This window comes from Streptomyces sp. NPDC003300 (assembly GCF_040610915.1).
Classification (GTDB): domain Bacteria; phylum Actinomycetota; class Actinomycetes; order Streptomycetales; family Streptomycetaceae; genus Actinacidiphila.
Genome location: NZ_JBEXNE010000016.1, coordinates 114,169 through 139,080 on the forward strand (window position 1 = coordinate 114,169; position 24,912 = coordinate 139,080).

General features: G+C 71.4%; 25 protein-coding genes and 1 tRNA gene. 17 read left to right on the top strand and 9 right to left on the bottom strand.

Annotated elements, in window-relative coordinates:
• Positions 1-45 precede the first annotated feature (45 nt).
• From ABZX65_RS23175 to ABZX65_RS23195, 5 genes are all read left to right on the top strand, one after another.
• A complete protein-coding gene (locus ABZX65_RS23175) occupies positions 46-456 on the top strand; it encodes a M67 family metallopeptidase (protein ID WP_355343087.1) in 411 nt (136 codons plus the stop codon).
• A gap of 59 nt (positions 457-515) precedes the next feature.
• Positions 516-620, top strand: a complete 105-nt coding sequence (locus tag ABZX65_RS23180; RefSeq protein WP_317452711.1) for a putative leader peptide — start codon at positions 516-518, stop codon at positions 618-620.
• Positions 621-721: 101 nt separating this feature from the next.
• Positions 722-1,000: a MoaD/ThiS family protein gene (locus tag ABZX65_RS23185; protein WP_188282154.1), complete on the top strand. Its 279-nt coding sequence runs from the start codon at positions 722-724 to the stop codon at positions 998-1,000.
• The gene (locus tag ABZX65_RS23190) at positions 1,000-1,950 is read left to right on the top strand and encodes a cysteine synthase (protein ID WP_355343092.1); all 951 of its coding nucleotides are present in this window, start codon (positions 1,000-1,002) and stop codon (positions 1,948-1,950) included. Before ABZX65_RS23185 ends, ABZX65_RS23190 begins: the two co-directional genes overlap by 1 nt.
• Positions 1,951-2,196: 246 nt before the next feature.
• Complete coding sequence (locus ABZX65_RS23195) at positions 2,197-2,949, top strand: MBL fold metallo-hydrolase (RefSeq protein ID WP_355343095.1); 753 nt, start codon at positions 2,197-2,199, stop codon at positions 2,947-2,949.
• A 79-nt stretch (positions 2,950-3,028) separates the two neighbouring features.
• Here the strand turns inward: ABZX65_RS23195 and ABZX65_RS23200 are convergent, their stop codons facing one another.
• Together ABZX65_RS23200 and ABZX65_RS23205 are read right to left on the bottom strand one after the other, a co-directional pair.
• Positions 3,029-4,288, bottom strand: a complete 1,260-nt coding sequence (locus tag ABZX65_RS23200; protein WP_355343098.1) for a PTS transporter subunit EIIC — start codon at positions 4,286-4,288, stop codon at positions 3,029-3,031.
• A gap of 211 nt (positions 4,289-4,499) precedes the next feature.
• Positions 4,500-5,798: a PTS transporter subunit EIIC gene (locus tag ABZX65_RS23205; protein ID WP_355343101.1), complete on the bottom strand. Its 1,299-nt coding sequence runs from the start codon at positions 5,796-5,798 to the stop codon at positions 4,500-4,502.
• Between the two features lie 216 nt (positions 5,799-6,014).
• On the opposite strand from ABZX65_RS23205, the gene ABZX65_RS23210 reads away from it, so the two are divergent.
• From ABZX65_RS23210 to rdgB, 3 genes are all read left to right on the top strand, one after another.
• Entirely contained in the window at positions 6,015-6,248 is a 234-nt protein-coding gene (locus ABZX65_RS23210; protein WP_188282159.1) for a PTS glucose/sucrose transporter subunit IIB, read from the top strand.
• A 156-nt stretch (positions 6,249-6,404) separates the two neighbouring features.
• Positions 6,405-7,136 carry a ribonuclease PH gene (gene rph / locus ABZX65_RS23215; RefSeq protein WP_355343104.1) on the top strand — a complete coding sequence of 244 codons (732 nt, stop codon included), beginning with the start codon at positions 6,405-6,407 and terminating at the stop codon, positions 7,134-7,136.
• Between the two features lie 155 nt (positions 7,137-7,291).
• Complete coding sequence (gene rdgB / locus ABZX65_RS23220; protein WP_355343107.1) at positions 7,292-7,897, top strand: RdgB/HAM1 family non-canonical purine NTP pyrophosphatase; 606 nt, start codon at positions 7,292-7,294, stop codon at positions 7,895-7,897.
• Between the two features lie 52 nt (positions 7,898-7,949).
• Here rdgB and ABZX65_RS23225 read toward each other — a convergent pair.
• Both ABZX65_RS23225 and bcp read right to left on the bottom strand, forming a co-directional pair.
• Positions 7,950-8,036: transfer RNA gene (locus tag ABZX65_RS23225), tRNA-Leu, on the bottom strand.
• A gap of 84 nt (positions 8,037-8,120) precedes the next feature.
• The gene (gene bcp / locus ABZX65_RS23230; protein ID WP_355343110.1) at positions 8,121-8,588 is read right to left on the bottom strand and encodes a thioredoxin-dependent thiol peroxidase; all 468 of its coding nucleotides are present in this window, start codon (positions 8,586-8,588) and stop codon (positions 8,121-8,123) included.
• A gap of 112 nt (positions 8,589-8,700) precedes the next feature.
• On the opposite strand from bcp, the gene ABZX65_RS23235 reads away from it, so the two are divergent.
• Complete coding sequence (locus tag ABZX65_RS23235; RefSeq protein WP_355343113.1) at positions 8,701-9,033, top strand: DUF3618 domain-containing protein; 333 nt, start codon at positions 8,701-8,703, stop codon at positions 9,031-9,033.
• Positions 9,034-9,094: 61 nt separating this feature from the next.
• Positions 9,095-9,397, top strand: a complete 303-nt coding sequence (locus ABZX65_RS23240) for a co-chaperone GroES (RefSeq protein WP_188282170.1) — start codon at positions 9,095-9,097, stop codon at positions 9,395-9,397.
• Positions 9,398-9,535: 138 nt separating this feature from the next.
• Here the strand turns inward: ABZX65_RS23240 and ABZX65_RS23245 are convergent, their stop codons facing one another.
• Complete coding sequence (locus ABZX65_RS23245; RefSeq protein ID WP_355343116.1) at positions 9,536-11,827, bottom strand: transglycosylase domain-containing protein; 2,292 nt, start codon at positions 11,825-11,827, stop codon at positions 9,536-9,538.
• A gap of 328 nt (positions 11,828-12,155) precedes the next feature.
• Here ABZX65_RS23245 and ABZX65_RS23250 point away from each other — a divergent pair, with 328 nt between their 5' ends.
• The 3 genes from ABZX65_RS23250 to ABZX65_RS23260 all read left to right on the top strand — a co-directional run bounded on the left by ABZX65_RS23250 (position 12,156) and on the right by ABZX65_RS23260 (position 15,010).
• The gene (locus ABZX65_RS23250; RefSeq protein ID WP_355343119.1) at positions 12,156-12,959 is read left to right on the top strand and encodes an ABC-2 family transporter protein; all 804 of its coding nucleotides are present in this window, start codon (positions 12,156-12,158) and stop codon (positions 12,957-12,959) included.
• Between the two features lie 199 nt (positions 12,960-13,158).
• On the top strand, positions 13,159-13,923 hold the full coding sequence (locus ABZX65_RS23255) for an ABC transporter permease (protein ID WP_355343292.1): 765 nt from the start codon (positions 13,159-13,161) through the stop codon (positions 13,921-13,923).
• Between the two features lie 136 nt (positions 13,924-14,059).
• On the top strand, positions 14,060-15,010 hold the full coding sequence (locus ABZX65_RS23260; RefSeq protein ID WP_355343122.1) for an ATP-binding cassette domain-containing protein: 951 nt from the start codon (positions 14,060-14,062) through the stop codon (positions 15,008-15,010).
• Positions 15,011-15,135: 125 nt separating this feature from the next.
• Here the strand turns inward: ABZX65_RS23260 and ABZX65_RS23265 are convergent, their stop codons facing one another.
• Both ABZX65_RS23265 and ABZX65_RS23270 read right to left on the bottom strand, forming a co-directional pair.
• Positions 15,136-16,278 (bottom strand): N(5)-(carboxyethyl)ornithine synthase, encoded by a 1,143-nt coding sequence (locus ABZX65_RS23265; protein ID WP_355343125.1) that lies wholly within the window; start codon positions 16,276-16,278, stop codon positions 15,136-15,138.
• A 204-nt stretch (positions 16,279-16,482) separates the two neighbouring features.
• Positions 16,483-17,616, bottom strand: a complete 1,134-nt coding sequence (locus ABZX65_RS23270; protein ID WP_355343128.1) for an aminotransferase class V-fold PLP-dependent enzyme — start codon at positions 17,614-17,616, stop codon at positions 16,483-16,485.
• Between the two features lie 655 nt (positions 17,617-18,271).
• Here ABZX65_RS23270 and ABZX65_RS23275 point away from each other — a divergent pair.
• The 4 genes from ABZX65_RS23275 to rox all read left to right on the top strand — a co-directional run bounded on the left by ABZX65_RS23275 (position 18,272) and on the right by rox (position 23,220).
• Entirely contained in the window at positions 18,272-19,543 is a 1,272-nt protein-coding gene (locus ABZX65_RS23275; protein ID WP_355343295.1) for a DUF445 domain-containing protein, read from the top strand.
• Positions 19,544-19,576: 33 nt separating this feature from the next.
• Positions 19,577-20,473 (top strand): class E sortase, encoded by an 897-nt coding sequence (locus ABZX65_RS23280; RefSeq protein ID WP_355343131.1) that lies wholly within the window; start codon positions 19,577-19,579, stop codon positions 20,471-20,473.
• A gap of 205 nt (positions 20,474-20,678) precedes the next feature.
• Complete coding sequence (locus ABZX65_RS23285) at positions 20,679-21,533, top strand: fumarylacetoacetate hydrolase family protein (RefSeq protein ID WP_355343134.1); 855 nt, start codon at positions 20,679-20,681, stop codon at positions 21,531-21,533.
• A 259-nt stretch (positions 21,534-21,792) separates the two neighbouring features.
• A complete protein-coding gene (rox, locus tag ABZX65_RS23290; protein ID WP_355343137.1) occupies positions 21,793-23,220 on the top strand; it encodes a rifampin monooxygenase in 1,428 nt (475 codons plus the stop codon).
• A gap of 113 nt (positions 23,221-23,333) precedes the next feature.
• Here rox and ABZX65_RS23295 read toward each other — a convergent pair whose 3' ends face one another.
• Together ABZX65_RS23295 and ABZX65_RS23300 are read right to left on the bottom strand one after the other, a co-directional pair.
• Complete coding sequence (locus ABZX65_RS23295) at positions 23,334-23,816, bottom strand: heme-degrading domain-containing protein (RefSeq protein ID WP_355343140.1); 483 nt, start codon at positions 23,814-23,816, stop codon at positions 23,334-23,336.
• Positions 23,813-24,877 carry a Gfo/Idh/MocA family oxidoreductase gene (locus ABZX65_RS23300; RefSeq protein WP_355343143.1) on the bottom strand — a complete coding sequence of 355 codons (1,065 nt, stop codon included), beginning with the start codon at positions 24,875-24,877 and terminating at the stop codon, positions 23,813-23,815. The genes ABZX65_RS23295 and ABZX65_RS23300 overlap by 4 nt, the downstream gene beginning before the upstream one ends.
• Positions 24,878-24,912: the final 35 nt, after the last annotated feature.

Below are 24,912 nucleotides of genomic sequence, written 5' to 3' on the forward strand. Positions count from 1 at the left end.
CCGACCACCAGGCCGTGAGCGCGCGGCCCCTGTTATTTTTCCCGCATGCTCACCATCACCCAGGACCTGTACGACCGGATCGTCGCGCACGCCGAGGCCGACGCCCCCGACGAGGCGTGCGGGGTCGTCGCGGGCCCCGAGGACAGCGACCGCCCCGAGCGGTTCGTGCCCATGCTGAACGCGGCCCGCTCACCCACCTTCTACGAGTTCGACTCGATGGAGCAGCTCCGGCTCGACAAGGAGATGCGGCAGCGCGGCGAGGAGCAGGTGGTGATCTACCACTCGCACACCGCGACCGAGGCGTACCCCTCCCGTACCGACATCTCGCTCGCCCAGGAACCCGGCGCGCACTACGTGCTGGTCTCGCTCGCGGAGGAGTTCCAGTTCCGCTCGTTCCGCATCGTGGACGGTGTCGTCACCGAAGAACCCGTACAGGTCGTGGACTCCTACGTCTGACGGTCCGGATCGTGGGACGGCCGTCTCGGCCCACCAGGGGGAATCGATACGATGACCCCATGGTTCTCTTCGACGTGAGTGACAAGGCGCCGGGCACGCTGCTCGTGGCGCGGCTGCACGTCGACCTGTGCCGCCGCACCAGTGCGGCGTGTCAGGGCGCCTGACCACCCGCGCCCGCTTCCGCACGCACCCCGCACGACCGCTGAAGCACCGCAGCCCCGCCCCGCCCCTGTCGTCGTACGCACGCACTCACTGGAGCGCAGTCATGGCCATCGAGGTCCGCATCCCGACCATCCTCCGCACCTACACCGACGGCCAGAAGGCCGTCGAAGGCGCCGGGACCACCCTGGACGAGCTGTTCGCGGACCTCGACACCCGGCACGCGGGCCTGCGCGACCGCGTCGTGGACGGCGGCGAGCTGCGCCGCTTCGTGAACGTCTACCTCAACGACGAGGACGTCCGCTTCCTCGACGGCATCTCCACCAAGGTCGCCGACGGCGACAGCGTGACGATCCTCCCGGCAGTGGCCGGCGGCGCGCGCTGATGCGTTACGACAGTTCGCTGGCGGCGGTCGGCAACACCCCGCTGGTCCGCCTGCCGCGCCTGTCGCCGTCCGACGAGGTGAGCGTCTGGGCGAAGCTGGAGGACCGCAATCCGACCGGCTCGGTCAAGGACCGCCCGGCCCTGCACATGATCGAGCAGGCCGAGGCGGACGGCCGCCTCACGCCCGGCTGCACCATCCTGGAGCCCACCTCAGGCAACACCGGCATCTCGCTGGCCATGGCCGCCCGCCTCAAGGGCTACCGGATCGTCTGCGTCATGCCGGAGAACACCTCCTCCGAGCGGCGCGAGCTGCTGGCCATGTGGGGCGCGGAGATCATCTCCTCACCGGCCGCGGGCGGCTCCAACACCGCGGTCCGGGTCGCCAAGGAACTGGCCGCCGAGCACCCCGACTGGGTGATGCTCTACCAGTACGGCAACCCTGCCAACCCGGCCGCGCACTACGCCACCACCGGCCCGGAGATCCTCGCCGACCTCCCCACCATCACCCACTTCGTCGCCGGTCTCGGCACCACCGGCACCCTCATGGGCGTCGGCCGCTTCCTGCGCGAGAAGGTGCCGGGAGTCTCCGTCGTCGCCGCCGAGCCGCGCTACGACGACGTCGTCTACGGCCTGCGCAACCTCGACGAGGGCTTCGTGCCCGAGCTGTACGACGAGTCCGTGCTCACCACCCGCTTCTCCGTCGGCTCCGAGGACGCGGTCCGCCGCACCCGCGAACTCCTGTCGCAGGAAGGCATCTTCGCCGGGGTCTCCACCGGCGCGGCGCTGCACGCCGCCCTCGGCGTGGCCGCCAAGGCGCACCGCGCCGCCCAGCGCGCCGACATCGTCTTCATCGTCGCCGACGGCGGCTGGAAGTACCTCTCGACCGGCATCTACACCGCCGAGTCCACCGAGGCCGCCGTCGCGGCCCTGCACGGCCAGCTCTGGGCCTGACCGCTCGTCGGCCGGCCCGTCCGGCGTTCCAGGACACCCCCCGGTGCGCGGGGGCCCGCGTTGGTGTTCGGCAACCGGCCCCGCGGCCCCCCGTACTGGTGATTCCGCCCACAACGAGGTGCGGGAGAGGCGCGTGAGGACCCCCCGCGCCTTACCCTCTCAAGACATGGCGGACCGTCCCGCCAATCCCCCCACTCCAGCCGGAATGGGGTGATCTGTGGCGCGCCCACGGAGGTGTTTCCAGGAATGAAGCTCACCGTCGTCGGCTGCTCGGGGTCGTTCCCGTCCGCGGAATCGGCTTGTTCGAGCTACCTCGTCGAGGCCGACGGCTTCCGGCTGCTGATCGACATGGGCAACGGCGCCCTCGGCGAACTGCAGCGTCACTGCGGCCTGTACGACCTGGACGCCGTACTGCTCAGCCATCTGCACGCCGACCACTGCATCGACATGTGCGGCTACTTCGTGGCCCGCTACTATCGGCACGACGGCGGCCCCGCCGCCCCGATCCCGGTCTACGGCCCCGAGGGCACCGAGCGCCGTCTGAGCATCGCCTACGGCGACGTGCCGGACGAGAAGTGCATGAGCGAGGTCTTCGACTTCCGCACCCTGGAGCCCGGCGCCTTCCGCCTGGGCCCGTTCGGCATCACCACGGACCTGGTCAGCCACCCGGTCGAGGCGTACGGGTTCCGTATCGAGTACGAGGGCAGCACGCTGGCGTACTCCGGCGACACCGGCCCCTGCGCCGCCCTGGACGGGCTCGCGGACGGCGCCGACCTCTTCTTGTGCGAGGCGTCCTTCACGCACGGCAAGGAGGACATCCCCGAGCTGCACCTCAACGGCCGCGAGGCCGGCGAGGCCGCCGCCCGCGCCCGCGCCGGACGCCTGGTCCTCACCCACATCCCGCCGTGGACCAACCCCTCGGTCAACCTGCGTGACGCCAAGTCCGCCTTCGAAGGTCCGGTCGAACTCGCCGTCTCCGGCGCGGTCTACGAACTCTGACCGGAACGCGGACGGCGGGCCCGTAACCGTATCCGGTCCCGGACCCGCCGCGGGTGGCTGAACTGTCAGCGCCCGTACGTCACTTGGTGATGTCCTCGATCTCCTCCTCGGGCTCGCGGCCCGGGGTGGGGATGTTGAACTTGACGATCGCGAACCGGAAGACGAAGTAGTAGATCGCTCCGAAGACCAGGCCGATCGGGATGATCAGATACGGCTTGGTGGCGAGGTTCCAGTTCAGCGCGTAGTCGATGAAGCCCGCGGAGAAGGTGAAGCCCGCGTGCACGCCCAGCGCCCAGGTGATGGCCATCGACGCGGCGGTCAGCACGGCGTGGATCGCGTACAGCAGCGGCGCGATGAACATGAACGAGAACTCGATCGGCTCGGTGACACCGGTCACGAACGAGGTCAGGGCGAGCGAGAGCATCATGCCCATGACGGCCTTGCGGCGCTCGGGGCGCGCGGTGTGCGCCATGGCCAGCGCGGCGGCGGGCAGGCCGAACATCATGATCGGGAAGAAGCCCGCCATGAACTGGCCCGCGGTCGGGTCGTGGGCGAAGAACCGGGTCAGGTCGCCGTGCACGATCGTGCCGGAGGCGTCCTTGAAGTCGCCGATCTGGAACCAGGCGACGGAGTTCACGAACTGGTGCATGCCGACCGGGATCAGACCGCGGTTGATCAGGCCGAACAGGCCGGCGCCGACCGCGCCGAGGCCGGTCATCCACTCGCCGAAGTTGCTGATGCCCTCGCCGATCGGCTTCCAGACCAGGCCGAAGAAGACACCCATGCCGGTGCCGACGAAGGCCATGATGATCGGGACGAGGCGGCGGCCGTTGAAGAAGCCGAGCCAGTCGACCAGCTTGGTGCGGTGGAAGCGCTGCCACAGCACGGCGGCCAGCAGACCCATCAGGATGCCGCCGAGGACACCGGGGTTGTTGTACGTGGCCGCGACGTCGACGCCCTTGTTGGCGGTGGTGTTGACGACCGCGTCGGTGACCGGGAACGCCTGGAGGACCCGGCTGTAGACCAGGAAGCCGACCAGGGCGGCCAGCGCGGTGGAGCCGTCGGACTTCTTCGCGAAGCCGATGGCGACGCCTATGCAGAACAGCAGCGGCAGGTTGTCGAAGACCGCGCCGCCGGCCTCGGCGAAGACGGTCGCGACCTTGCCCCAGCCCAGACCGTCGGCGCCGAAGACGTCGGGCTGGCCGAGCCGGAGCAGGATGCCCGCGGCCGGCAGGACGGCGATCGGGAGCTGGAGGCTCCGTCCCACCTTCTGCAGACCCTGGAACAGGCCGGAGCCCCGCTTCTTCGCGGGAGCCGCCGTGCCGGTGGCCGTACTCATCAGATTCCTCCTGGTGAGGCGGGCGCATGGAAGGGGACGGCCCGCCGCCGTGGTCTATACCACTCAGTGGTGTAGACCAGTTTTAACACGTGAGGGAGGCGTAAAGGAATCCATGATTCCGGATCGTTGCGTGTGCCATGAGTCACACGCTGGGTGACATGACAAAAGCCCCCAAGTCCGGGGACTTGGGGGCTTTTACGACGCCGAATCGTTACTTTACGTTGCCCTGCTCCAGCTCGGCCTCGATCTCGTCCGGCTCCCGGCCCGGCGTGGCCAGGTTGAACTTCACGATCACGAAGCGGAAGAGCGCGTAGTAGACCACGGCGAAACACGCGCCGACGATCAGCAGCAGCCAGGGTTTGGTGGCCAGGTTCCAGTTCAGGCAGTAGTCGATCAGACCGGCCGAGAAGCTGAAGCCGTCCTTGGCGCCCAGCCCCCAGCAGACCGCCATCGAGACGCCGGTCAGCACCGCGTGGAAGGCGTACAGCAGCGGTGCGATGAACAGGAAGGAGTACTCGATCGGCTCGGTGATCCCGGTGACGAACGACGTCAGGCCGACCGAGAGCATCATGCCGCTGATCTCCTTGCGGCGGTGCGGCTTGGCGGTGTGCGCGATGGCCAGCGCGGCGGCGGGCAGCGCGAACATCATGATCGGGAAGAAGCCGGTCTGGAACTGCCCGGCCGTCGGGTCGCCCGCCAGGAAGCGCGGGATGTCGCCGTGCACGACCGTGCCGTCCGGCTTGGTGAAGTCGCCGAACTGGAACCACACGAAGGTGTTCAGGAACTGGTGCAGACCCACCGTGAGCAGCGCGCGGTTGGCGACACCGAAGATGCCCGAGCCGATCGCGCCGAGGTCCACCAGCCACTTGCTGAAGCTGGTCAGCGCGTCGCCGATCGGCGGCCAGACCCAGGTGCAGATCACCGCGAAGACGATCGCGACCCCGGCCATCATGATCGGCACCAGGCGGCGGCCGTTGAAGAAGCCGAGCCAGTCGACCAGCTTGGTGCGGTGGAAGCGCTGCCAGAAGTATGCGGTCAGCAGCCCGAGCACGATGCCGCCGAAGACGCCGGGGTTCTGGTACGTGGCCGCCGCCGCCGTACCGTCCTTGGCGATGCACGCGCCCGCCGACAGTACGGTGCCGGGCCCGCAGTCCTTGGGGAACTGGTGCAGCACGCCGTTGTAGACCAGGAAACCGGCCACCGCGGCGAGCGCGGTCGAGCCGTCGGACTTCTTGGCCATGCCGATGGCCACACCCACGCAGAACAGCAGCGGCAGACCGATCGAGCCGTCCAGCAGCGCGCCGCCCGCGCCGACGAAGACCTTGGCCACCCGGTCCCAGCCGAGGCCGTCGGCGCCGAAGACGTCCGGCTGGCCCAGCCGGTTCAAGATGCCCGCGGCGGGCAGGACGGCGATCGGCAGCTGGAGGCTGCGGCCCATCTTCTGGAGCCCTTGGAACAGCACGCTCAACCAGGGTTTGCGGGGCGCCGCGGACGCGGTGGCCGAACTCATTCGGTGTCCTCCCTGACTGCTGCCTGCGGGCGTTCGCGTACAGTGGCCGTACATTGGTTTAGACCACTTGTACGCAGGCGGCGCCCGTCCGGCAGGGGGGCGCCGCTGAGCGCCATGGTGGTCCACCCGGGGGTCAACCGCCCGTGAAGTTGGGCCAACCGTGCGTTACCGTGACATATCGGACTCACGGTGGGTCAGGGAAACAGGAGACAAGAGATGGCCAGCAAGGCTGAGAAGATCGTCGCCGGTCTCGGCGGACTCGACAACATCGAAGAGGTCGAGGGCTGCATCACCCGGCTGCGCACCGAGGTACGGGACCCCTCCCTCGTCGACGAGGCCGCCCTCAAGGCCGCGGGCGCCCACGGCGTCGTCAAAATGGGCACCGCCATCCAGGTCGTCATCGGCACCGACGCGGACCCGATCGCGGCGGACATCGAAGACATGATGTGACGCGGCGCCCGCGCTGAACGTCCGAGGACCGCGTCACTCCCGTGGCGCGGTCCTCCCCGTTCCCGCCGACGGCCGCGGGCCGCGCCCCCGGCGGGCCCCGCGGTCCCGGACCCACCCGGTCCTGCGCGGCGGCCTCACCCGGATAGGCTCACGCGCATGTCACGATTCGACGGCCGCACCCCTGACCAGCTCCGCCCCGTCACCATCGAGCGCGCGTGGAGCAAGCACGCCGAGGGCTCCGTCCTCGTCTCCTTCGGCGACACCCGCGTGCTCTGCACCGCCAGCGCCACCCAAGGCGTACCCCGCTGGCGCAAAGGCAGCGGCGAGGGCTGGGTCACCGCCGAATACTCCATGCTCCCGCGCGCCACCAACACCCGCGGCGACCGCGAATCCGTCCGCGGCAAGATCGGCGGCCGCACCCACGAGATCTCCCGCCTGATCGGCCGCTCCCTGCGCGCCGTCATCGACTACAAAGCCCTCGGCGAGAACACCGTCGTCCTCGACTGCGACGTCCTCCAGGCCGACGGCGGCACCCGCACCGCCGCCATCACCGGCGCCTACGTCGCCCTCGCCGACGCCGTCACCTGGATGCAGACCAACCGCCTCATCCGCGCCAAGGCCCAGCCCCTCACCGGCACCGTCGCCGCCGTCAGCGTCGGCATCGTCGACGGCGTCCCCCTCCTCGACCTCGCCTACGAAGAAGACGTCAAGGCCGAAACCGACATGAACGTCGTCTGCACCGGCGACGGCCGCTTCGTCGAGGTCCAGGGCACCGCCGAAGGCCAGCCCTTCGACCGCGCCGAACTCGACGCCCTTCTCGCCCTCGCCGTCAACGGCTGCGCCGACCTCACCGCCGCCCAGCAAGCCGCCCTGGCGGCCACCGCCTGAACCCCGCTCGACGCCACCCTCCCGGCGGCTGCCGCGTGTTGACAGCTACGCGCGCCGCACCCGCCGGGAGGCGCGGCCACGGGGGAGGGGGCGCGTGAACCGTCGTCACACGACCGCCTCAACGGCCACGGCATCCGGCCGGAGATAATTCCCCCATGACCCGCCGCCTCGTACTCGCCACCCGCAACGCACACAAGGTCACCGAACTCCACGCGATCCTCGCCGACAGCGGCCTGGACGTGGACCTCGTCGGAGCCGACGCCTACCCCGAGATCCCCGACGTCAGGGAAACCGGCGTCACCTTCGCCGAGAACGCCCTGCTCAAGGCGAGGGCGCTGGCGGCCGGTACCGGGCTGCCAGCCGTCGCCGACGACTCAGGGCTCTGCGTCGACGTACTCGGCGGCGCCCCCGGCATCTTCTCCGCCCGCTGGGCGGGCAAGCACGGCGACGACGCGGCCAACCTCGACCTGCTCCTCGCCCAGCTCGGCGACATCGACACCCCCCACCGCGCCGCCCACTTCACCTGCGCCGCCGCCCTCGCCCTCCCCGACGGCACCACCCGCGTCGTCGAAGGCCGCCTCCGCGGCACCCTGCGCACCGCCCCCGCCGGCACCAACGGCTTCGGCTACGACCCCATCCTCCAGCCCGACGGCTCCACCCTCACCTGCGCCGAACTCACCCCCGCGGAGAAGAACGCCATCAGCCACCGCGGCCAAGCCTTCCGCGCCCTGACCCCCCTGGTGGCGGAGCTCCTGGCCTGACCCCGCGCATGACAATGGCCTGCGATTCGACCTTTGAATCGCAGGCCATACATGGTGCGGCCGGTGGGATTCGAACCCACACGGGATTTCTCCCACTGGGATCTAAACCCAGCTCGGCTGCCTGTTACGACACGGCCGCGTGCAACCTCACCATGATATCGACCCGGTGTGGTCTGCGGTACGTGGTCACACCCGCCCCCGCGTCCGTGGATACGTGGTCACGTCAGACGGCGAGGTCCTTGAGGAGTTTGGCGACGTGGCCGGTGGCCTTGACGTTGTAGAAGGCGTGGGCGACTTTGCCGGATTCGTCGACGACGACGGTGGAGCGGATGACGCCGGTGACGGTCTTGCCGTAGAGCTTCTTCTCGCCGAAGGCGCCGTAGGAGGTGAGCACGGCCTTGTCGGGGTCCGCCACCAGGGTGACCTTGAGGGATTCCTTCTCGCGGAATTTGGCGAGCTTTTCCGGCTTGTCGGGGGAGACGCCGATGACGTCGTACCCGGCGGAGGCGAGGACGTCGAGATTGTCGGTGAAGTCGCACGCCTGCTTGGTGCAGCCGGGGGTGAGGGCGGCCGGGTAGAAGTAGACGATGACCTTGCGGCCGCGGTGGTCGGCGAGGGAGACGGGCTTGCCGTCGGCGTCCGGAAGGGTGAAGTCGGGGGCGGTGTCGCCGGGGGCCAGGCGCTCGGACATGAGGGAGACTCCTTGTGCAATGGGGCGCATTCGGGGGTGCCGACGGGGCGCGGGCCGCGTCGTACTGACAGACTGTCCGAACGCTACCGAATCAGGCGATGGAGGAACCGCGGTGTCGGAAGGGTCGGAAGTCAGGACGGCCGCCCAGATCGAGGCGGAGATCACCCGCAGGCGGCAGGATCTGGCGTCGACGCTGGACGAGATCGCGGTACGGGTGCACCCGGTGACGATTGTCCGGGACACCAAGGCCAAGGCCGTTTCCGCGGTGGACCGCAGTGTCGGGCAGGCGTTCGTGGCGGCGAACCGCGCGGTCGGCAGGACGCGTGCGCACTTCGTCGACGAGAAGGGCGCGCCCCGCCCCGAGCGGGTCATTCCGGCGGCGGTCGCCGGGGTGGCGCTGGTCGCCGCGGTGGCCGGTCTCACGGTGTGGCGGCGCCGCCGGTAACGTCGTGGCCGTGAGTTCGAAGAGTTCGAAGAGCGAGCAGCACGACAAGCTGCCCATCCGCATGCTGCACGACCGCGTTCTGGTGCGCCAGGACAGCGGTGAGGGTGAACGCCGCAGTGGCGGCGGGATTCTGATTCCGGCGACCGCGGCCGTCGGCAAGCGCCTGGCGTGGGCCGAGGTCGTGGCCGTCGGGCAGAATGTGCGGACCGTCGAGGTCGGCGACCGGGTGCTGTACGACCCGGAGGACCGGGCCGAGGTCGAGGTGCGCGGGGTCGCGTACGTCCTGATGCGGGAGCGCGATCTGCACGCGGTCGCCGCCGAGCGGCTCCAGGGCTCGGAGGATTCCACCGGGCTGTATCTCTGAGCCCGGTGGATGACGGACTCTCTGAGGCCGGTGGATGACCGGAATCCCTGAGGCCGGTGGTTCCCCGGAGCCGGGCCGCTGAGGTTCCTGCCCGCGGCCCGGCCCCCGCACATGCCGGGCCCCCCGCGCCCGGCCTCCTCACCCGCCCGGTGAACTGTTCCCGTCCGGCCCCGCCGTACCGCTCCCGTCACCGCCCCCGCCGCCACTGCTCCCGCCGCCCGGACTCGTCCCGCCCGTCACCCCGCCGATCGGGTTGAACGTGTCGGACGGGGTCGGCTCGGTGGTCGGGGGCTGCGTCGTGGGCGGTTCCGTGGTCGGCGGCTGCGTGGTGGGCGGCACGGTGGTCGTCGGGGGAGGGGTGGTCGGCGGCTCGGACGTGGGCGGCGTCGACGTCGGGGTGTCGGTCGGGCTCGCGGTGGTCGCGGGCGGCTGCGTGGGCAGGCCGCTCTGCACGTCCAGCGAGAAGTTCTGCTTGGGCACGCCCTTGAGCGCCGCCGCCGTGTAGTCGGCCCACACCGAGCCGGGCGGCCCGCCGCCGTTGACCCGCGGCAGATTCATCGCGCCGTACAGCTTCTCCTGTTTGCCGTTGTCCGGGTTCATGCCCAACACGGCGACCACGGTGGCGAGTTTGGGCGTGTAGCCGGCGAACCAGGCGGCGATGTCGTCGTCCGCCGTACCGGTCTTGGCGGCCGAGGGCCAGCCGGAGTCCTGGGCGACGGTCGCGGTCGCGCCGGGGCTGTCGACGACGCTGCGCAGGATGGACGTCGTGGTGTCGGCGGCCTGGCGGGGCACGGACTGGACGGCGTCGCGCTTGGGCAGGCTCACGTCGCTGCCGTCCTTGGTGATCTTCAGGACGAGCGAGTACGGGATCTCCTTGCCGTGGTTGGCGAGCGTGGCGTACATCTGCGCCATGTCCAGCGGGCTGGCCCCGAAGGCGCCGAGCGCCATCGCGGGTGTCTCGGGGATCTTGACGTCGTCCGGCATGCCCAGGTCGTGCGCGGTGTCGATCACCTTGCGGGTGCCGACGTCCTGCGCCATCTGCGCGAAGACGGCGTTGACGGACTTGTCCATGGCGCGGGTGACGGTGATGTCGGGGTAGGACCCCTGGTCCTCGTTCTCCGGCTTGTAGCCGGTGGGCCCGTCCGGGCCGATCACCTCGCGCTTGTTGGTGCCGTCGTAGACCGTCTTGGGGGTGATCGGCTCCTTGTCCTGCGTCGAGGACTCGTGCTGGACGGCGGAGGCGAAGATCACAGGCTTGAAGGTCGAGCCGGGCGGATACGTGGCGTTGGTGGCGCTGCTGACGTACTGCTTGGTGTAGTCGATGCCGCCGTAGAGGGCGACGACGTTGCCGGTGGCCGGGTCGATGGACGCGCCGCCCGCGCGGACGTACTTGTCGACGGTCCTGTGGCCGAGTTGGTCGTAGATGTTCCTCTGGGCGGCGGCGACGAAGGCGTCTTCCTTGGGCTTCTGGATCGTGGTGACGATGCGGTAGCCGCCCAGGCGCAGGGTGTCGGCGTCGACGATGTGGTTGTCGGAGAGATAGCGGTTGACGGCTTCGATGATGTAGCCGCGCTGGCCCGCCTTGCTGGCGACGGGCTTGGGCTTGTCGATGCCGGGGAAGACCGTCGCGTTGCGCTCGGACTGGCTGAGCCAGCCCTCCTTGACCATGCCGTCCAGTACGTAGTTCCAACGGCCTTTCGCCGCCGGGGCGTTCTCCGGGTGGGCGACCAGATCGTATTCACTGGGCGCGTTCAACAGCGTTGCCAGATAGGCGCCTTGAGCGGTCGTCAATTCGCTGGCGTTGACGCCGAAGTACGCCTGGGAGGCGGCCTGGATGCCGTACGCGTTGCGCCCGTAGTAGCTGGTGTTGAGATAGCCCTCGAGGATCTGGTCCTTGGTCTCGTTGCGGTCCAGCTTGATGGCGATGAAGAATTCCTTGACCTTGCGGACCGCGGTCTGCGACTGGTTCAGGTAGTAGTTCTTCACGTACTGCTGGGTGATGGTGGAGCCGGATTGCCTGCCCTTGCCGGTGGCGGTGTTCCAGGCGGCGCGGAGCATGGCCTTGGGGCTGACGGCGGACTCGTGGTAGAAATTCCGGTCCTCCGCGGAGAGCACGGCGTGCTGCGCGGTCTTGGCGACGCCGCTGAGGGTGACGTTCTCACGGTTGATCGCGCCGTCGCGGGCGATCTCCGTCGTGCCGTCGGCGTACACGTACACATTGCTCTGGGCGGTGGCGGCGGCGTTCGGGTCGGGGATGGAGACCAGCGCGTAGCCGAGGAAGAAGCCGCCGATGAGGACGATCAGGACGGCGAGTACGCCGCCGGTGACCATGCGCCAGGTCGGCAGCAGCCGGCGCAGGCCGGTACGGCGCGGCCGTCCCCTGCGGTCGGTGAGCGTCGGGCGCGGTCCCCAGCCCTGCCCGCCGGTCATGCCCGCTCGCCCGTCGTCGGTTTCGGCTCGTGGCTCATATCTGTTGGGACTCCTCCGCCGCTGCCGGGGTTGGTCCGCGGCGGAACATGATGGACCAATCGTTACGTACGCTTACGTAGGCCGCCGCCAAACACTGTCGCACCATTAGCCCGCCGGGGTTCAACGCCGCGCATCCGTGACAGGGCTGTGACAGGCCGGACGGCGCACGCGTGTCACCCGTTGGGGTGGGTCGCCGGGGTGCGGAACGCCGCGGTGAAAACCGGTGGTGGGTGGGGTTCGCCGCGTACTAGGCTCGCCGACTTGCGTCTTTTTCGGGGGTGAGTGAGTGATGGGCGGCTTCTACGGGGCCGTGGTGGTGCGCGGTTTCCGGCGTTACGCCACCTACCGGACGGCGACCGCGGCGGGTGTCTTCACCAATACGGTCTTCGGTTTCATTGTCGCCTACAGCTATGTGGCGCTGTGGGGTCAGCGCCCGCACCTCGGCGGTTACACCGAGGCGCAGGCGCTGACGTATGTCTGGATCGGGCAGGCGCTGCTCCAGACGATGGCGTTGATGGGCGGCGGCTTCGAGGACGAGCTGATGGAGCGGATCAGGTCGGGTGACATCGCGGTGGACCTGTACCGCCCGGCCGACCTCCAGGGGTGGTGGCTGGCGGCGGATCTGGGCCGGGCCTCTTTCCAGCTGATGGGGCGCGGTGTGATGCCGATGGTGTGCGGGGCGCTGGCGTTCGATCTGGCGCTGCCGACGCGGCCGGTGACCTGGCTGCTGTTCCTGGTGTCGGTGGCACTGGGGGTGGTGGTGAGTTTCGCGGTGCGGTTCCTGGTGGCGCTGAGCGCTTTCTGGCTGCTGGACGGGGCGGGCGTCAGCCAGGTCGCCTTCCTGGCCGGGCTGTTCTTCTCCGGGATGCTGCTTCCGCTGACCGTCTTCCCGGGCTGGCTCGGCACGCTCGCGCGGTCGATGCCGTGGGCGGCGATGCTCCAGGTGCCCGCCGATGTGCTGCTGGAGCGGCACCGGGGGACGGACGCGCTGCTCGCGCTGGCCTTCCAGGCGGGCTGGGCGGCGGCGCTGCTGCTGACCGGCCGCGCGTTGCAGGCCGTCGCGGCGCGCAGGGTGGTGGTGCAGGGTGGCTGAGGAATCCACGGTCCGCGACGGCGCCGGGCGCGCCGAGGACGGCCGGAGCCTCGGGGGCTCCCGTGGCTTCGACGGCGCCCAGGGCTTCGGGGGCTTCGGCTCCGTCGAATCGGTCGGGGCCGTCGACCCGTACGACACCGCCGGCGGCGCGTGGTTCACCGTCCGTGAGACGTGGCGGACCTACCGGCTGATCGTCGGCATGTGGGTGCGGTCCACGATGGCGTACCGGACGTCCTTCGTCCTCACCGCGTTCGGCAACTTCGCCGCCACCGGCCTGGACTTCGTGACGATCCTGCTGATGTTCTCGCACATCACCGTGCTCGGCGGCTTCACCCTCGCCGAGGTGGCGTTCCTGTACGGCACCACGAGCACGTCCTTCGGCGTCGCCGATCTGGTGCTGGGCTCCATGGACCGGCTCGGCCGCCGGATCAGGGACGGCACGCTCGACACGCTGCTGCTGCGCCCGGTGCCGGTGCTCGCGCAGGTCGCCGCCGACCGGTTCGCGCTGCGCAGGCTGGGCCGGATCACCCAGGGTCTGATCGTGCTCGGCTGGGCGGTCGCGCACGCGGACATCGACTGGTCGCCGGTCACCGTCCTGCTGCTGCCCGTGACGGTGCTGTCGGGCGCGGTCATCTTCTGCGCGGTGTACGTGGCGGGCGGCGCCTTCCAGTTCTGGGCGGGCGACGCCTCCGAGGTGCAGAATTCGGTGACCTACGGCGGCAACACGATGCTCCAGTACCCGCCGGGCATCTTCGCCCGCGACCTCGTGCGCGGCGTCACCTTCGTGGTGCCGCTCGCCTTCGTCAACTGGCTGCCCGCCCTGCGCATCCTCGGCGAACCCGACCCGCTCGGCCTGCCCGGCTGGGTCGACTTCGCCTCCCCCCTGGTCGCCGCGCTCTGCTGCGGCCTGGCCGGGCTCGCCTGGCGCGCGGCCCTTCGTACGTACCGCAGCACAGGGAGTTGAGACGGCCGTGATCGAGCAACGCACAGGAGCAACCGGAGGAACGGGAGCAACCGGAGGAACGGGAGCCGCGGGAACGGGAGCCACCGGAGCAGGCGCCACAGGTGCCGGGGGCGGGCCGGGACCCGGCACAGACACCGTGATCGCGCTGGACGGCGTCGAGAAGGTCTTCGACGTACGCCGTAAAGCGGGCGCGCTGCGCAGGGTGCGCAGCCAGGTGCGGGCGGTGGACGGGATCTCCTTCACCGTGCCGCGCGGCGAGATCGTCGGCTACATCGGGCCCAACGGCGCGGGGAAGTCCACGACGATCAAGATGCTCACCGGCATCCTCAACCCCAGCGGCGGCCAAATCAGGATCTGCGGCCTGGACCCGACGCGCGACCGTACCCGGCTGGCCCGCAGGATCGGTGTCGTCTTCGGCCAGCGCACCACGCTCTGGTGGGACCTGCCGCTGCGCGACTCGTACCAACTGGTCCGCCGCATGTACCGGATCGACGACGCCCGTTACACCCGCAATCTCGCGGCCTGCGTCGAACTCCTCGACCTGGGGCCGCTGTTGGACGTGCCCGTGCGCCAACTCTCGCTCGGGCAGCGGATGCGCGGCGACATCGCGGCGGCGCTGCTGCACGATCCCGAGGTGCTGTACCTGGACGAGCCGACGATCGGGCTCGATGTGATCAGCAAGTCCAAGGTGCGCGACTTCCTGCGCACGGTGAACGCCGAACGCGGCACGACTGTGCTGCTCACCACGCACGACCTCACCGACATCGAGCAGTTGTGCCGCCGGGTGATGGTGATCGACCACGGCCGCCTGATGTACGACGGGGACCTCGGCGGGCTGCACGCGGTCGGGGAGAGCGAGCGGACCCTGGTGGCGGACTTCGCCCGCGAGCTGCCCCCGGTCCAGGTCGAGGGCGCCCGCTGCGTCAAGGTCGAGGGCCCCCGCCAGTGGCTGGCCTTCCCCGCGCAGGCCAGCGCCGCCCCGCTGGTCGCCGCGGTCGCCGCCGACTACCCGCTGGTGGACCTGTCGGTCCGCGAACCGGCCATCGAGGACGTCATCGCCCGGATGTACGGCGCGGACCGCACCTGAACGGACCGCACCTGAACGGACCGCCCCCGACCGGGCGCACCTGACGGACCGCCCCGACGGACCGCCCCCGACCGGCCGGGGCGCGGACGACCGCGAGGCCGTACGCGCCCCGGCCGGCGATACGGCTACGGCCGTGCCGGGACGTGGTCGTGCGGATACTCCTCGGCGCGGTGCTGGAAGGCCAGCACCTTGGGGTTCTGCACGGTCCCGCCGCGGATCTCGATCGCCCGCCGCAGGGTGTCGTCCGCGTCCCAGCCCGCCGGGCCCTCCAGGACGCGCCGCAGATACGGCAGCAGCGCCTCGCTGATCTCCCAGGTGGCCGAGTTCCACAGGTACGACGGGCTGTGGTCGACGCCGTAGTACTGGACGTGGTCGCCGACGGTGAACATCGGGTCGGTGAAGGTGGTGGGCCTGGCCCACGCGAAGCCCATGCCCTCGTCGCAGGACACGTCGATGATCAGCGTGCCGGGCGCGAGGCTGGGCAGGTCGTCCTCTATCAGGAACATCAGCGGCGCGTCGGTGTCCTGGAGCACGCAGTTGACGATGATGTCGTGCCCGGCGAGGAATTCGGCCAGCGGCTGCGGGCCGTCCTCGGTCAGGACGACGCTGCGCCGCGGGTCGAGGGTGTCGTCGGCCTCGTCGTGGTCGAAGTGCACGATCCGCGCGGAGTGGATGGGCGAGCTGACGGCCGTCACACCGCGGGCGGTGAGCACGTCCACATCGTGCACGCCCAGCGCGCTGAGCGCGGTGACCGCGCCGCGGGCGGTCGCGCCGAAGCCGATCACGACCGCGCGCTGCCGCCGCCCGTAGTCACCGGTGACCCCGGTGAGCTGCATGGCGTGCAGCACCGAGGAGTATCCGGCCAGCTCGTTGTTCTTGTGGAAGACGTGCAGGTTGAACGAGCCGTTGCGGTGCCAGTGGTTCATCGCCTCGAAGGCGATCAGGGTCAGCCGCCGGTCGATCGCGGCCTGGGTGACCTTCTCGTCCTGCACGCAGTGCGGCCAGCCCCACAGGACCTGGCCCTCGCGCAGTTCCGCCAGGTCCTCGTGGAGCGGCTTGGCCAGCAGGACGACATCGCACTCGGCGATCAGTTCCTCGCGCCGCCGGAAACCGGCGACGAGCGGCGCGAGCTGTTCGTCCGGCACACCGAAGTGCTCGCCGTAACCGGTCTGGAGATAGATGCTGCCGAGCAGGTCGGCGTCGATGCGTTCGAAGTGGGCCGGATGGATGGGCAGACGGTGCTCGTTCTCCTTGCGCGTCTGCGCCATGATTCCGAGCGTGAGGTGCGGCTGCTGCGGGTTCTGCCTGTGCTGCTTGAGCTGCTGCAAAATGCCCCTTTGGTTACTCCCTGTGTAGCACACGGGGAGTGGGCGCGACGCCCTCCGCGTCAGGGGCGGCACGGGGGACGCGGGGGACGTCGGGGGGACAACCGCTGTGGGCGGCACGCGTGCGCGGGGCCGCCCGCCGCCGGATCAGCGCAGCGACGTCAGGGCCGCGCGGACGCGGTCGACGGCCGCGAGCCGGGTGGAGGCGTGCGCGGACAGCCGTACCGAGTCCGTACGGACCGACGGCGTGACCCCGTGCGCGTGCAGGGCCTTCGCGACGTGCCGCGGGTCGGTGCCGGGCAGCCGGAAGGAGACGATCCCGGCCCGCTCGGCGGGGTCGGTGGGGGACAGGACGTCGCCGCCGCAGGACCGGACGGCGTCGATGAACTGGCCGACCCGCGCGCGGATGTGCGCCTCGACGGCTGGTACGCCGACGCCCTCCACCAGCTCCAGCGCCGTGGCCAGCGCGGCGGCCGTGACCGGGCTCAGATTGGTGGTGCTCCAGCGCTGGGCGCCGGGCGCGGGCGGGTGCTCGACGTCGTCGAAGACGCCCGCGTCCTCGACGCCGGTCCAGCCGCCGAGCGTCGGCTCCAGACGGTCGAGCGCGAGGTCGGAGAGGATTCCGAAGCCGGTCGCCCAGCTCGCCCGCAGCCACTTCTGGCCGCCCGCGACCACCACGTCCGCCGTCGCCCACGGCAGATCCGCCACCCCGAAGCCCTGGATGGCGTCCACCACCAGCAGCCGGTCCTGGCCGATCACCTCGCGCAGCGCCGCCAGATCCGCCCGGTAGCCGGTCCGGAAGTCCACGGCGCTGACCGACACGGCCACGACGTCGTCGGTCAGCGCCGCCCGTACGGCGTCCGCGGTGATGCGCCCCCGCGCGTCCGGCTCCAGCACGCGCGGTACGGCGCGGCCCAGCTCCGCGCTGCGCCGCCACGGGTAGTGGTTGGCGGGGAACTCGCCCGCGGGCACCAGCACCGTGCCCGCCGGGAGGCCGAAGGCCGCGTGGAACAGGCCGGTCGAGGTGTTCGGCAGCAGCACCGTGTGCGCCGCGTCGGTGCCCGCCAGCCGGGCGGCGGCCTCCCGCGCCCTGGGCTCGGCGCGCATCAGGTCGTTCACCGTGTCCTGGTCGGCGTGGGCCGACCTCTCCAGCGCCTCGGCCGTCGCGGCCAGCACGTCCCGCGAGGGCGGACCGTAACGGGCGAAGTCGAGATAGCCCTCCGGCTCCTCGAAGTGCTCGGCGTAACCGGGCAGCCCTCCGGTGGCGTGCGGCGCTGTCATCGCGGTGTGCTCCCTGTCGCTGTCTGTCGCTCGTACGTGGCGGTGCCGTGCGGGGGTATGCGTGCGTCGTGGGCCGTTCCCGGTGCCGGGAGGCACCGGGAACCCGCCGTTCGTTCCCCCATTGTCGGCGCGGGGGGAAAGCGCCGGCACGACGGGTACGGGCGCGCGGACGAGGAGGCGCACGGGAGCGGGAAGCGGGAGCGGGTAGGGGCAGGCGTACGTGCGCGTGTACGGGCAGGCGTACCGGAGCGCGTACGGGCAGGCGTACGTGCGCGCGTACGACAAGGATCACCGGGCCGTGACGGCCGCGGGCGGCGACAATACCCGGGTGGACACGCGGGCGGAGCGGGAGCGGATGGAAACGGCGAGCACGAGCGGCGGGACCGGTACGGGCGGGGCGGCGGGTGCGGGCAGTGCGGCCCCGGTGGCCCATGGCCCCGCGGCCAACGGCGCACGGCCGGAATCAGGCGGACGGATCGCGCTCGGGCCCGAGGCCGGGGACGCTGCGCCGACGGCCGACGGCTCGGGCCCCGGCGGCGCGTCCCGGAACGGCTCAGGCGGCGGGGGCCACGGCGGCTCCGGGGGCTCCGGCGGCTCGGGCTCCGGCTCCGGGCCGGGTTCCGCCCCGCGCGGGCGGCCCTCACCGCGCGGCGGACTGGCCGACGCGCCCGGCGGCGCCGCGGCCGAGGAGGAGCGCCGCAGGGGCCTGCGCCGGATGAAGCTGATCGCGACCGGCTTCCTGCTGGTCGCGACCGTCGTCTACGCGCTCGCGAAGTGGGCGGACTCGCGGGGCGCGGGCGGCTGGGCCGGTTACGTGGCCGCCGCCGCGGAGGCGGGCATGGTCGGCGCGCTCGCCGACTGGTTCGCGGTCACCGCGCTCTTCCGCCGCCCGCTGGGCCTGCCCATCCCGCACACCGCGATCATCCCGACCAAGAAGGACGCCCTCGGCGCCAGCCTCGGCGACTTCGTCGGCGAGAACTTCCTGTCGGCCGAGGTCGTCCGCACCCGGCTGCGGGCGGTCGGCATCGGCACCCGGCTCGGCGGCTGGCTGTCGGAGCCCGCCAACGCCGACAAGGTCACCGAGCAGGCCGCCGCCGCGCTGCGCGGCATGTTCACGGTGCTGCGCGACTCCGACGTGCAGGCCGTGGTCAGCGAGGCGATCACCCGGCGCGCGGAGGCCCAGGAGGTCGCGCCGGGGCTCGGCAAGATGCTGGAGCGGATCGTCGCCGACGGCGGCCACCGCCGCATGGTCGACCTGGTCTGCGTCCGCGCCCACGACTGGCTGGTCGAGCACGGCGACTCCGTCATGGACGCGGTGCAGGGCGGAGCCCCCGGCTGGACCCCGCGCTTCGTGGACCGCAAGGTCGGCGAGCGGGTCTACAAGGAACTGCTGCGCTTCGTCACCGAGATGCGCGATTCCCCCGGCCACCCGGCGCGCGGCGCCGTCGACCGCTTCCTCGGCGACTTCGCCGTCGAGCTCCAGTCCGACCCGGACACCCGCGCCCGCGTCGAGCGGCTGAAGAGGGACCTGCTGGCGCGCGGCGAGGTGCAGGACCTCATCGCGTCCGTGTGGGGCGCGGTGCGCACGATGATGGTCGCCGCCGCCGAGGACGAGCGCAGCGAGCTGCGGATGCGCGCCCGCGCCTCCCTGCTGTCGCTCGGCCGCAAGCTGGCCACCGACCCGCGGCTCCAGGAGAAGGTCGACGTCTGGCTGGAGGACGCCGCCACGTATCTCGTGACCACCTACCGCGACGAGATCACCTCGCTGATCTCCGAGACCGTCGCGGGCTGGGACGCCGACCAGACGTCCCGCAAGATCGAGAACCACGTCGGCCGCGACCTCCAGTTCATCCGGATCAACGGCACCGTCGTCGGCGCCCTCGCGGGCCTGGCCATCTTCGCCATCTCCCGCCTCGCGGGGGGCTGACGGGCGGCGCCGTACCGCCGTATCGTTGCCGATGTGACGGTTCGTCAGATACGGCACGGTCGGCGGGGTGCGACGTCCAGGCGGGGGTCGGGCCCGCCCCGGCGGCGGCGCGTCGTCGCCTACGGGCGCGGCTACGGCCGCCGCTACGGGCAGGCGTACGGCCCCGGTTACGGCCGCGGGCCCCGTCCTCGGCGCTCGCTGACCGGGCGGCTGCTGTGGGCGGCGGCCGAACTGGCCATGACCGCGGGGGTGCTCGTACTCCTGCTCGTCGTCCACCAGTTGTGGTGGACCAATGTGCAGGCGCACGCGGCGGCCCGGCGCGAAGTCGCCGCGCTGGAACGGAGTTGGGGCACGCCGTCGCCCTCTCCCGCGGCGCCCTCGCCGGGTACCGTCGCGCCGGGCGACGATCCGGCCGTCACGCCGAGCGGCCCGGCCCCGTCCGCCGCCGCGCCGCCGCCCTCCTCGAAGGGCGGCACCCGTGATCCGGGCTTCGCCGTCATCCACATTCCCCGGATCGGGATCACCGCGCCGATCGCCGAGGGCATCAGCAAGTCCGCGATCCTCAACCACGGTTACGTCGGCCACTACCCCGGCACCGCGGGGCCCGGCGCCACCGGCAACTTCGCCCTCGCCGGGCACCGCAACACCCACGGCGAGCCGTTCCGCTACATCAACCGGCTCCGCGTCGGCGACACCGTCGAGGTCGAGACGGCCGCCTATCGCTACACGTACGTGATCCGTGAAGTCCTTCCCCAGACGTATGCCTCCGACGGCACCGTCATCGCGCCCATTCCGTACAGCTCCGTCCACTCCTCCGCCCGTATGCGCGGGGTCGCGCACTACATCACGCTCACCACCTGCACTCCCGAATTCACCTCCCGCTACCGCCTCGTCCTCTGGGGCACCCTCCAATCCACCGCCTCCCGCTAGGGCCTGTCCGGGGCCCGGGCCCGTGCGGTTCTCCCGCCGGGGCGGCTGTCCCACGGGGTGGGCCGGGGGTTGCGCGGGCCGGGGGCGGAGTTGGAGGATCGGACAAGACATCCGATGACCGTTCCCACCGGGTGCCGACCGATGACCGAGCCCCGGACCGGGGCAGGTCGCCCAGAGGCGACCGGAAAAAAATGGGAGTACCCACGTGAAGCTGCTGCGAGTCGGCCCCGCCGGGGCGGAGCGCCCGGCCCTGCTCGACGGAGACGGTGTCCTGCGTGACCTGAGCGGTCTGGTGACCGACATCGACGGGAAGCTCCTCGCCGATTCGGCGGCGCTCACCGCGGTGGCCGAGGCCGCGGCCGACGGCTCGCTCCCGTCGCTCGACCCGTCGCTGCGGGTCGGCCCGCCGCTGTCCCGGATAGGCAAGATCGTCTGCATCGGGCTCAACTACCACGACCACGCGGCCGAGACCGGCGCCCAGGCGCCGGGCGAGCCCGTCGTGTTCATGAAGGCCCCGGACACGGTCGTCGGCCCCGACGACACGGTGCTGGTGCCGCGCGGCAGCGAAAAGACCGACTGGGAAGTGGAGTTGGCCGTCGTCATCGGCCGCGAACTGCGCTACGCCGCCTCGCACGAGGAGGCGCTGGCCGCCGTCGCGGGGTACACCATCGCGCACGACGTCTCCGAGCGCGCGTTCCAGATCGAGCGCGGCGGCCAGTGGGACAAGGGCAAGAACTGCGAGACCTTCAACCCCCTCGGCCCCTGGCTCGTCACCGCCGACGAGGTCCCCGACCCGCAGGCCCTGCGCCTCCGGCTCTGGGTCAACGGCGAGCTGAAGCAGGACGGCTCCACCGCGAGCCAGATCTTCCCCGTCGCCGAAGTCGTGCGCTACCTCAGCCACTTCATGACGCTCTACCCCGGCGACGTCATCAACACCGGCACCCCCGCCGGTGTGGCGATGGGCCAGCCCGAACCCAAGCCGTACCTCCGGCCCGGCGACGTCGTCGAGCTGAGCATCGACGGACTCGGCACGCAGCGCCAGCAGTTCACGTCCGCCTGACCCCACCGCGCGGCCGTTGACCGGCACGCGCACAGCGGGCCCGCTCCCGGGCGGGCCCGCCCCGAAGCCCGTCACGCCGTGACGGGCGGAGGCCGGGCATGCGAATGGGCAAGGAGAGTGGGTACTCCTTGCCCTTCTTAAGGTATAGCGCAAGGGGGGCCTTGCGGCAAGGGGGTGCTGGGGTCGCACAATGGGCGGCCGGAGGCCAGAGGTGCGGTGAATCTGGCGGAATGCACGGCTTTGTGGACGGGGACATCTGATGGTGGACGTGACCGTCGTCGGCAGTGGGCCGACGGGGTTGATGCTGGCGAGCGAGCTGCGGTTGCAGGGCGTGGACGTCGTGGTGCTGGACCGGGAGGCGGAGCCGACGTCGTTGGTGCGGGCGCTGGGGCTGCACGCGCGGAGCATCGAGATCATGGACCAGCGCGGGCTGCTGGAGCGGTTCCTGGCGCTGGGGACGCAGCACCGGGTCGGGGGATTCTTCGGGGGGCTCGGCAGGGAGTGGCCGCGGCGGCTGGATACGGCGCACGGATACGTGCTGGGGATCTTCCAGACGGTCACCGAACGGCTGCTGACCGAGCACGCGCGGGAGCTGGGCGTGGAGTTCAGGCGCGGCTGCGAGGTCGTGGGGCTGAGCCAGGACGACGAGGGGGTGACGGCGGAGCTGGCGGACGGTTCGCGGCTGCGGTCGCGGTACCTCGTGGGGTGCGACGGCGGCCGGAGCACGGTGCGCAAGCTGCTCGGCATCGGATTCCCGGGGGAGCCGAGCAGGGTGGAGACGCTGATCGGCGAGATGGAACTGGACGTCGACCAGGAGACGTTGGCGGCCGTGACGGCCGAGGTGCGCAAGACCGAGAAGCGCTTCGGGGCGATGCCGCTCGGTGACGGGACGTACCGGGTGGTCGTGCCCGCGAAGGGCGTCAGTGAGGACCGGGCGGTCCCGCCGACGCTGGAGGACTTCAAGGAGCGGCTGACGGCGTTCGGCGGCACCGACTTCGGCGTGCACTCACCGCGCTCGCTGTCGCGGTTCGGCGACACGACCCGCCTGGCGGACAGCTACCGCGTGGGCCGGGCACTGCTGGCGGGGGACGCGGCGCACATCCACCCGCCGACCGGCGGCCAGGGCCTCAACCTCGGCGTGCAGGACGCGTTCAACCTCGGCTGGAAGCTGGCCGCCGCCGTCAACGGCTGGGCCCCGGAAGGGCTGTTGGACACCTACGAGACCGAGCGCCGCCCGGTGGCCGCCGCCGTACTGGACAACACCCGCGCCCAGATGGAGCTGATGTCCACCGAGCCGGGAGCCATGGCGGTGCGCCGACTGCTGTCGGAACTGGCCGAGTTCGAGAACGTCAACACGTACCTGATCGAGAAGATCACCGCGATCGCCATCCGTTACGACGTCGGCGAGGGGCACGAACTGCTCGGCCGGCGGCTGCGCGACGTGGAGTTGAAGCGCGGCCACCTCTACGGGCTGATGCACCAGGGGCGCGGTCTGCTGCTCGACCGGACCGGCGCGCTCTCGGTCGACGGGTGGGCGGACCGGGTCGACCACGTGGTCGACGTCAGCGAGGAACTGGACGTCCCCGCCGTCCTGTTGCGCCCGGACGGCCATGCCGTGTGGGTCGGCGAGGACCAGGCGGAACTGCGCGCCCTGATGCCGAAGTGGTTCGGGGCCCCCGCCGACTGAGCGATCACGGCGACTGAGCGATCACGGCGACCATGAAGCTCACGGCGACCGTCAAGCTCACGGCGACCGACCGTCAAGCTCACGGCGATCACGGCCACCCACCGCGCTCGCCGTCAGGCGCCCGCCTCCGCCAGATAGCGGGTGAGCGCCGCCACGACCAGCGCGTGGTCCTCGACCTGCGGGAGGCCGGAGACGGCGACGACCCCGACCACGCCGACTCCCGCCACCCGCAGGGGGAACGCGCCGCCGTGCGCCGCGTACAGGTCGGGGTCGAGCCGCGAGGACTCCTCGAAGCTGCCGCCCTTGGCCCGGAACCGCTCGCCGACCAGCAGTGACGAGGCGTGGTAGCGCTCGACGACCCGCGCCTTACGGGCCAGCCAGGCGTCGTTGTCGGGGGTGGTGCCGTCCAGGGCGTGGTGGAAGAGCTGCTGACCGCCGCGCCGGATGTCGACGGTGACGGCGGCGCCGCCCTCGCGGGCCATCTCGACCAGCAGGGAGCCGAGCCGCCAGGCGTCGTCGTGGGTGAACCGGGGGAACACCAACTCCGCTTCCTGCGCCACGAGTTCGGCGACCCGCTCGCCGCCGGGCGCGGTCACAGCGCCACCGTCCGGCCCTGCGCGGCCGAGAGCTTCGCGGCCTCCAGGACGTCCAGGGCGGCGGCGGCCTCCAGCGCCGTGACCGGCGGCGGGGTGCCGTCGCGCAGGGAGGCCAGGACACCGGCGTAGAAGGCGGGGTAGTCGCCGGGCACGGACGGCACCCGGCGCGAGTTGTCGTCGGTGCCGACGGTGCCCCACGAGGACTCCGGCTCCGCGCCCCACGCCGTGCCCTCGCCGGGGCGCAGGCCCTCGCGCAGCGCGGCCTCCTGGGGGTCAAGACCGTAGGTGACGTAGCCGCCGAGGCTGCCGAGGACGCGGAAGCGCGGCCCGAGGCGGGCGGTGGTGGCGCTCATCCACAGGTGGGAGTGGACGCCGTTGGCGTGGGTGACGGCGATGAAGGTGTCGTCGTCCGCGGCGGCACCGGGTCGCTGGACGTCGGACTCGGCGTACACCAGGGCGGCCGGGCCGAACAGCGCGAGCGCCTGGTCGACGAGGTGGCTGCCGAGGTCGTACAGCAGGCCGCCGATCTCGGCAGGGTCGCCGGACTCGCGCCAGCCGCCCTTGGGCTGCGGGCGCCACCGCTCGAACCGCGACTCGAAGCGCTGCACCTCGCCCAACTCGCCCTTGTCCAGCAGCCCTTGGAGGGTGAGGAAGTCGCTGTCCCAGCGCCGGTTCTGGAAGACGGAGAGCAGCAGGCCGCGGCGCTCGGCGAAGGCGGCCAGTTCGCGCGCCTCGGCCGCGGTGCCCGCGAGCGGCTTGTCCACCACGACCGGCAGCCCGGCGTCCAACGCGGCGGTGGCCAGCGGCACATGGGTGCGGTTGGGGGAGGCCAGGACGACCAGGTCCAGCTCGGACGCGCGCGCCCACAGCTCGTCGGCCGCGGCGGCGAAGCGTACGTCCGGGTGCTCGGCCAGCGCCTGGGCGCGGCGCTCGGGGCTGCCGGTGACGATCGTGTCGAGGACCAGGCCCTCGGTGGCGGCGATCAGCGGGGCGTGGAAGAAGGAGCCGGCCGGGCCGTAGCCGACGAGGCCGACGCGAAGGGGAGTGCCGGGGGTGCTCATGCGCTCCACTTTGGCAACAGTGTTGCCAAAGTGCA

Coding starts and splice junctions, on each gene's coding strand:
- ABZX65_RS23185 (WP_188282154.1), top strand. CDS start 722: ATGGCCATCGAGGTCCGCATCCCGACCATCCTCCGCACCTACACCGAC.
- ABZX65_RS23195 (WP_355343095.1), top strand. CDS start 2,197: ATGAAGCTCACCGTCGTCGGCTGCTCGGGGTCGTTCCCGTCCGCGGAA.
- rph (WP_355343104.1), top strand. CDS start 6,405: ATGTCACGATTCGACGGCCGCACCCCTGACCAGCTCCGCCCCGTCACC.
- ABZX65_RS23175 (WP_355343087.1), top strand. CDS start 46: ATGCTCACCATCACCCAGGACCTGTACGACCGGATCGTCGCGCACGCC.
- ABZX65_RS23270 (WP_355343128.1), bottom strand. CDS start 17,616: ATGACAGCGCCGCACGCCACCGGAGGGCTGCCCGGTTACGCCGAGCAC.
- rox (WP_355343137.1), top strand. CDS start 21,793: ATGGTGGACGTGACCGTCGTCGGCAGTGGGCCGACGGGGTTGATGCTG.
- ABZX65_RS23300 (WP_355343143.1), bottom strand. CDS start 24,877: ATGAGCACCCCCGGCACTCCCCTTCGCGTCGGCCTCGTCGGCTACGGC.
- ABZX65_RS23255 (WP_355343292.1), top strand. CDS start 13,159: ATGTGGGTGCGGTCCACGATGGCGTACCGGACGTCCTTCGTCCTCACC.
- bcp (WP_355343110.1), bottom strand. CDS start 8,588: ATGTCCGAGCGCCTGGCCCCCGGCGACACCGCCCCCGACTTCACCCTT.
- ABZX65_RS23190 (WP_355343092.1), top strand. CDS start 1,000: ATGCGTTACGACAGTTCGCTGGCGGCGGTCGGCAACACCCCGCTGGTC.
- ABZX65_RS23205 (WP_355343101.1), bottom strand. CDS start 5,798: ATGAGTTCGGCCACCGCGTCCGCGGCGCCCCGCAAACCCTGGTTGAGC.
- rdgB (WP_355343107.1), top strand. CDS start 7,292: ATGACCCGCCGCCTCGTACTCGCCACCCGCAACGCACACAAGGTCACC.
- ABZX65_RS23265 (WP_355343125.1), bottom strand. CDS start 16,278: ATGGCGCAGACGCGCAAGGAGAACGAGCACCGTCTGCCCATCCATCCG.
- ABZX65_RS23250 (WP_355343119.1), top strand. CDS start 12,156: ATGGGCGGCTTCTACGGGGCCGTGGTGGTGCGCGGTTTCCGGCGTTAC.
- ABZX65_RS23180 (WP_317452711.1), top strand. CDS start 516: ATGGTTCTCTTCGACGTGAGTGACAAGGCGCCGGGCACGCTGCTCGTG.
- ABZX65_RS23210 (WP_188282159.1), top strand. CDS start 6,015: ATGGCCAGCAAGGCTGAGAAGATCGTCGCCGGTCTCGGCGGACTCGAC.
- ABZX65_RS23200 (WP_355343098.1), bottom strand. CDS start 4,288: ATGAGTACGGCCACCGGCACGGCGGCTCCCGCGAAGAAGCGGGGCTCC.
- ABZX65_RS23245 (WP_355343116.1), bottom strand. CDS start 11,827: ATGACCGGCGGGCAGGGCTGGGGACCGCGCCCGACGCTCACCGACCGC.
- ABZX65_RS23240 (WP_188282170.1), top strand. CDS start 9,095: ATGCTGCACGACCGCGTTCTGGTGCGCCAGGACAGCGGTGAGGGTGAA.